This window comes from Megamonas rupellensis DSM 19944 (assembly GCF_000378365.1).
Taxonomy (GTDB): Bacteria; Bacillota; Negativicutes; order Selenomonadales; family Selenomonadaceae; genus Megamonas; species Megamonas funiformis.
In genome coordinates this window covers 1-6,924 of sequence record NZ_KB899620.1, presented here as the reverse complement: position 1 = coordinate 6,924, position 6,924 = coordinate 1, and the positions used below count along the sequence as shown (strand labels likewise).

Genomic DNA, 6,924 nt, shown 5'->3' with positions numbered 1-6,924 from the left:
TTATATTCAATAACTTTTTGCTTAAAGATAGGAGTATATTTACGATTTTTATGAAGAAGTTGTGAGATGCCACCATTTTCATAATGAAATATCCATCTGCAAAGAGAAGCTGTGTTTGGCATGTTTAGAATTTTAGCTACATGAGAAATAGAATCTCCTTTTAAAACCATTTTAATTGCTTTAACTTTAAATTCATTTGAGTATTTAGTCATAAAAAAACTGCACCTCCAAAAGTTGTTTTTTGTCCAACTTTTGGGGTGCAGTTCATATACATTCTTCTCTTTAAATTTAGCTATTATTTTTAAACTTCCATGATGATTGGTAAAATCATTGGACGACGACGTGTTTTTTCATAAAGATATCTACCAATAGCTTCGCGAATGTCATTTTTTATTACAGACCATTCTGTAATATCGTTATCTAAGCAATGTTCAATGGCAGAAGTTACTCTTTCTTTTGCTTCTTCCATCAAAGCTTCTGATTCTCTAACATAGACAAAACCACGAGATACGATATCTGGGCCAGCTGCGATAAAGCGACCTTCTTTATCCATAGTAACAACTACGATTAAGATACCATCTTGAGATAATTGACGGCGATCACGAAGTACGATATTACCTACGTCACCAACACCAAGACCATCGATTAATACTTTACCAGAAGTTACTTTACCTACTACTTGACCTTTATCACGTGTAAATTCTAAAACTTGTCCAATTTCACTGATGAAAATATTTTCTTTTGGCATACCAATACTTTCAGCTAATTTAGCATGCTTTACGATATGATGATATTCACCATGTACAGGTATGAAAAATTTAGGACGAACTAAATTATGCATTAATTTTAATTCTTCTCTACTAGCATGACCTGAAACGTGAATTCCTTCATCACGTCCATAGATAACATCAGCGCCTTGTTTTAATAAATTATCTATTGTTCTTGATACTAATTTTTCATTTCCAGGAATAGGTGTAGCTGAAATAATAATTGTATCACCTGGCACAATGCCTACTTTGCGATGATTTGCTGTAGACATACGAGTGAGTGCTGACATTGGTTCACCTTGACTACCTGTAGTGATTATTACCACTTGGTTCATTGGATAATTATTAATTTCATCAATGTCGATTAACATATCTTCAGGCATATTTAAATAACCTAATTTAATAGATATATTTACTACATTTATCATGCTACGGCCTAAAATAGCTACTTTACGATTATATTTAATAGCTGTATCTACTACTTGTTGTATGCGATGTACATTTGAAGAAAAAGTCGCGATAATTATGCGATTTTTAGCTTTACGGAAAGCTTTTTCAAAGGCAATACCTACTGTACGTTCACTTGGTGTATGCCCTTCGCGTTCTGCATTTGTGCTGTCAGCTAATAATACTAAAACGCCTCTATTTCCTAAATCAGAAAAAGCTCTAAAATCAGTCATTTTACCATCTACGGGCGTATAATCAAATTTAAAATCCCCTGTGTGTACAATCATACCCATAGGAGTTTTAATGGATAAACCACATGCATCAGCAATACTATGATTTACACGTATAAAACCAACAGTAAAGCAACCTGCACTTATTATATCTCCATGATATACAGGATGAAGATTACTAGAATCCACTCCATTTTCTTTTAAACGACCTTCTAAAATTCCTAAAGTTAAACGTGTACCATAAACTGGTATATTAGGAATTTGACGTAAGACATAAGGTAATGCTCCGATATGGTCTTCATGACCATGTGTGAGCACAATAGCCTTTATCTTATCTTTATTTTCTAATAAATACGTAATGTCAGGAATAACTAAATCTATACCTAGCATTTCTTCCTCAGGGAACATCAACCCAGCATCAATAACGATAATATCATCACCGTAACGTACAACGGTCATATTTTTACCAATTTCGCCAAGTCCACCCAAAGGAATTATTTGCAATTTTTGAGCTTCCTTTGCCAAAAAAAAAGCACCTCCAAATTTATATTTATATATATATTTATTTTTTAGTATTCATTATTATTGTAAATTTAAACGTAAATCCGTCCCGTACAGATGACCTTTGATAAATAATATATATACACCGAAACATTTAATACTCGAATTAATTATATAACTAAATTCATTCTTTGTAAAGAAGCCCCTGCATTATCAATGTCTTTTGGTTATAAATCATAACTACATATCAATTCGTATTTTTATTAATCTAAGAGAAATTCACTAAATACTTGATTGCCAAATTTCATGCCTTTGAAGGTTAAATAAATATACTTTTGAGTATTGATTATCAACCCATCTTTTTCTAGATTTGGCAAAATTTCACCGTATAAATTTTCTATATCTGTATTAAATTTTTGCTTAAAAATTTCTTTATCTATGCCTTTAGCCATGCGCAGACCTAAAAAACAAAATTCTTCAATATGTGCTTTTTCATCTACTATTTCCTCATTGATAAACGGCAATATTTTTTGATTGCATTTTTTTATATATTCATCTATATCAAAAGGATTTTGCACACGTTTTTGATTATAATATCCATGAGCGCCTGCTCCTAATCCTAGATAAAATTTATCTTGCCAATAAGCTAAATTATGTCTACTTTCATAACCAATCTTCGCAAAATTAGATATTTCATAACGATTGTAATTATATTTAGGCAATTGCTCTGTTAAATAATCATACATCATTTCACTTTCGTCTTCTGATGGCAATATCAATTTCCCTTGGTCATATAATCTGCCAAAAACGGTATTTTCTTCTATTTGTAAACCATAAATAGAAATATGTTGTATATTTTTATTCACTGCCCAAGATACAGCTTCTTTGAGCATCTCTATAGTTTGCTCAGGTAATCCATACATCAAATCCACACTTATATTCTTAAAACCTATTTTTTGAGCCATTTCTATAGCCATATCAGCTTCTTTAATCGTGTGAATTCGTCCTATTTTTTGCAATAAATCATCTTGTACTGCTTGTACACCAAAACTCAATCTATTAATTCCATTTTGATAAAGATACTGTAATTTTTGCTCATCTACAGTTCCTGGATTTGCTTCCAAAGTTATTTCTATATCAGAATTTAAAGCAAAATTTGCCTTTACAGTATTTAATGCTCGTATAATTAAATTTGGTGGCAAAATCGAAGGAGTTCCGCCACCAAAATAAATCGTATCAATACAAATATCAGGAAATAACGCCTGATACATGGTTATTTCCTGACAAAGTGCATTTATATACTGTTCATAAAAAGTTTCATCTACTTTTTTTGCAGTTGAAGCAAAATCGCAGTAAAAACATTTTTGTTTACAAAATGGAATATGAATATATATGCCAAATCCCATTAATCTATTTTTAAAATCGCCATGAAAGCTTCTTGTGGAACTTCTACAGAACCTACGGCTTTCATACGTTTTTTACCTTCTTTCTGTTTTTCTAATAATTTACGTTTACGTGTGATATCCCCACCATAACATTTTGCAAGTACGTCTTTACGCATAGCACGTACATTTTCACGAGCAATAATTTTATTGCCCACTGCTGCCTGAATAGGAATTTCAAACATCTGACGTGGAATTATAGTTTTTAATTTTTCCGCTAATTGACGACCACGAGCTGCTGCTTTATCTACATGAACAATAGTGGATAAAGCATCTACTGGGTCTCCATTTAACAAGATATCAAGTTTTACTAATTTAGATGTCTGATAATCTGTCATTTCATAATCAAGTGAAGCATATCCACGAGTAGCAGATTTTAATTTATCAAAATAATCATAGATAATTTCACTAAGTGGAATGTGATAAATTACCATTACACGATTTACATCAAGATAATCCATAGTTTTGAATACGCCACGTTTTTCTTGAGAAATCTCCATTACAGGTCCCACATAATCATTAGGCACGATTACAGTAGCTTTTACATAAGGCTCTTCAATATGTTCAATTTCTGTAGGAGATGGCATAGAAGCTGGATTATCAATTTTTACCATTTCTTTATTAGTTTTATATACATGGTAAATAACGCTTGGTGCTGTAGTTATGAGTTTTAATTTATATTCACGTTCTAAACGTTCTTGAATAACGTCCATGTGTAAAAGACCTAAGAAACCACAACGATAACCAAAGCCTAAAGCAATAGAAGTTTCTGGTTCAAAAGTGAGTGCAGCATCATTTAATTGTAATTTTTCTAAAGCATCTTTTAAATTTTCATAATCAGAGCTATCAACTGGATATAAACCACAATATACCATTGGTGTTACACCACGATAACCTGGTAATGCTTCACTAGCTGGATTATTAGCATCAGTAATAGTATCACCAACGCGAACATCACGCACATTTTTAAGGCTACCAGCGACAAATCCTACCTCACCAGTTTCTAACATATTGATATTAACTGGCTGTGGTCTAAAGCAACCGATATCTGTAACTTCAAATTCTTTACCTGTTGCCATCATTTTTAATTTCATACCAGGTTTAATAGAACCATCAATTACGCGAATATGAGCGATTACACCTTTATAAGCATCAAAATAAGAGTCAAAAATAAGTGCTTTTAATGGTTTATCACTATCATCTGGTGGAGCAGGAATTTTTTGTACAATCTGTTCTAAGATATCTTCAATACCAATTCCAGCTTTTGCACTTGCAAGTACTGCATCAGAAGTATCCAAACCAATGATATCTTCAATTTCCTGTTTTACCATTTCAGGTTCAGCACTTGGTAAATCGATTTTATTGATTACAGGAATAATTTCTAAATTATGTTCTAAGGCTAAATAAACATTTGCCAAAGTCTGTGCTTCTACACCTTGAGTAGCATCTACAACTAATAACGCACCTTCACAAGCTGCTAAGCTACGAGATACTTCATAGTTAAAGTCAACGTGACCTGGTGTGTCAATTAAGTTTAATTCATAGATTTCGCCATCTTTTGCTTTATAGTGTAAACGCACAGTCTGTGCTTTAATTGTAATTCCACGTTCACGCTCTAAATCCATGCTATCTAAAACTTGAGATTCCATTTCACGTTCAGTGAGCGTACCTGTATATTCAATTAATCTATCTGCCAAAGTAGATTTACCATGGTCGATATGAGCAATAATCGAAAAATTTCTAATATGTTTTGCGTCCAACGTTGTTCCTCCATTAATTATTTTATTGTTATAATTATATCATTTAGTAGAAGTTTCTAGCAATAGCTATACCTATAGCCTATATAAAAGATAAATAATATTATATAAAAAAACTAGGAAGAATATACTTCCTAGTTTTTATTTTTATCTCATAAATATTTCGCATCAAATAATAATTTAAAATTACATATAAGATTGAATTGTGGAAATCAAACCATATAAAAATGCCACTAAAGCAATACCTTTATAAACTAAAGTATTTTTAATTTGATTGCGGAATAATAACAATAATACTGTTATCATGAATGGTGGGCAAATTGTTGTTAAAATTGGTACTGCTACATTTATAATAGTAGTCAAACCTAAATTACAAAGAGAAATACTAATTAATGTATTGATAACAACCCATACAGGATATTTGATTTTTTTGTTTGTAAAATCTTCAAAGAAGCAAGCTGTGGAACCGATAAGACCTACAGCAGTAGTCAAACAAGCAAAACCTACGATTATACCTAAAATAACCATACCTGTATGACCCATTAAATGATTTGTAATAGCTACGATAAGTTGTGCTTGGTTGATATTATTATTACCTAAAACAACGCTAGAAGTAGCACCTAAATAAGCTAAACCACCATAAATTAAAGATAATAAAATACCAGCAACGATACAAACACCAATGATTGCTTTTATCTGGGATTTACGTTCTACATATCCTTTTAAACGCAAAGTATTGAGCATTACAAGGCCAAAACCAGATACAACTAAGATATCCATTGTTTGATAACCAGCGATAATACCATCTTCAGCAACTGTTTGAGATACTGGAGCTGCGATTTCACCAATAGGGCTGAGGATACCTGCGATAATCAAAATAAATGTACAAATAATGAGTACAGGTGTTAAAAATTTACCGATTATATCAACAAAACGTGTAGGGCGAATAGTAAAAGCAAATACTATACCAAAGAAAATAATAGAGAACACAAATAAGGAAATCTTATCTGTAAATGGCGCAATACTCATTTCAAAAGTAGTCGCTGCTGTTCTTGGTGGAGCAATCAATACACCTGTACATAATACAGCTGCTACATTTAAAATCATGCCTGGAATTTTACCTACAACACTTTCTAAGGCTTTAATGCCACCGCCACCATAAACTATAGTAAATATTCCGATACAAGATAAAAATACATCAATAAATATGAAACATAAGAAACCTGTTAACCACTCTGTTCCAGAGGTCATACCTAAATATGGAGGAAATATTACATTTCCTGCACCAAAAAACATTGCAAATAATGCAAAACCCGTTACAACTACATCACCAATTTTTACTTGCATAATAAAATCCTTTCTTTTAATGTATTACGATTATAGTCATATTTTTATATTATATAGGCAAAATAAAATATACACAATACAAAAAATGTAAATTTGTATATTTTTAAAAAAATATACAAATTTACATTTTTTCATTTTATTGATTAATTTACGATAATCCTATTTGACATACTCCCCATGCCTAAATGCAGGGGATTCTTGGATACAAACGATACTTGCCTACTAAAATAGCAGGTCTTACTATATCTCTCCAAAGAAGGTTGATGCCCCAACCTTCCATATATTTATAGCAGCATTTCTATCTCTATCGTGGCTGGTTTTGCACTTTGCGCAAATCCACTCACGAACTGCCAAATTTTTAGTTTCAGGATTTTTTGTACCACAAACATGGCAAATTTGCGAACTTGGATAGTATCTATCTATCTTTTGCACT

General features: G+C 31.8%; 6 protein-coding genes. All 6 read right to left on the bottom strand.

Annotated elements, in window-relative coordinates; all coding sequences use genetic code 11:
* A partial coding sequence (locus F553_RS0111295) for a transposase (RefSeq protein WP_019000181.1) occupies nucleotides 1-212 on the bottom strand: 212 nt, incomplete at its 3' end.
* A gap of 89 nt (nucleotides 213-301) precedes the next feature.
* A complete protein-coding gene (locus F553_RS0111290; protein ID WP_008539861.1) occupies nucleotides 302-1,969 on the bottom strand; it encodes a ribonuclease J in 1,668 nt (555 codons plus the stop codon).
* Nucleotides 1,970-2,208: 239 nt separating this feature from the next.
* Nucleotides 2,209-3,351: a radical SAM family heme chaperone HemW gene (hemW, locus tag F553_RS0111285; RefSeq protein ID WP_019000180.1), complete on the bottom strand. Its 1,143-nt coding sequence runs from the start codon at nucleotides 3,349-3,351 to the stop codon at nucleotides 2,209-2,211.
* Entirely contained in the window at nucleotides 3,351-5,147 is a 1,797-nt protein-coding gene (gene lepA, locus F553_RS0111280) for a translation elongation factor 4 (RefSeq protein ID WP_019000179.1), read from the bottom strand. Before lepA ends, hemW begins: the two co-directional genes overlap by 1 nt.
* Nucleotides 5,148-5,330: 183 nt before the next feature.
* Complete coding sequence (gene brnQ, locus F553_RS0111275; protein ID WP_019000178.1) at nucleotides 5,331-6,491, bottom strand: branched-chain amino acid transport system II carrier protein; 1,161 nt, start codon at nucleotides 6,489-6,491, stop codon at nucleotides 5,331-5,333.
* Between the two features lie 240 nt (nucleotides 6,492-6,731).
* Nucleotides 6,732-6,924: zinc ribbon domain-containing protein (locus F553_RS12020; RefSeq protein ID WP_018999308.1), on the bottom strand; the 193-nt coding region annotated here is incomplete at its 5' end.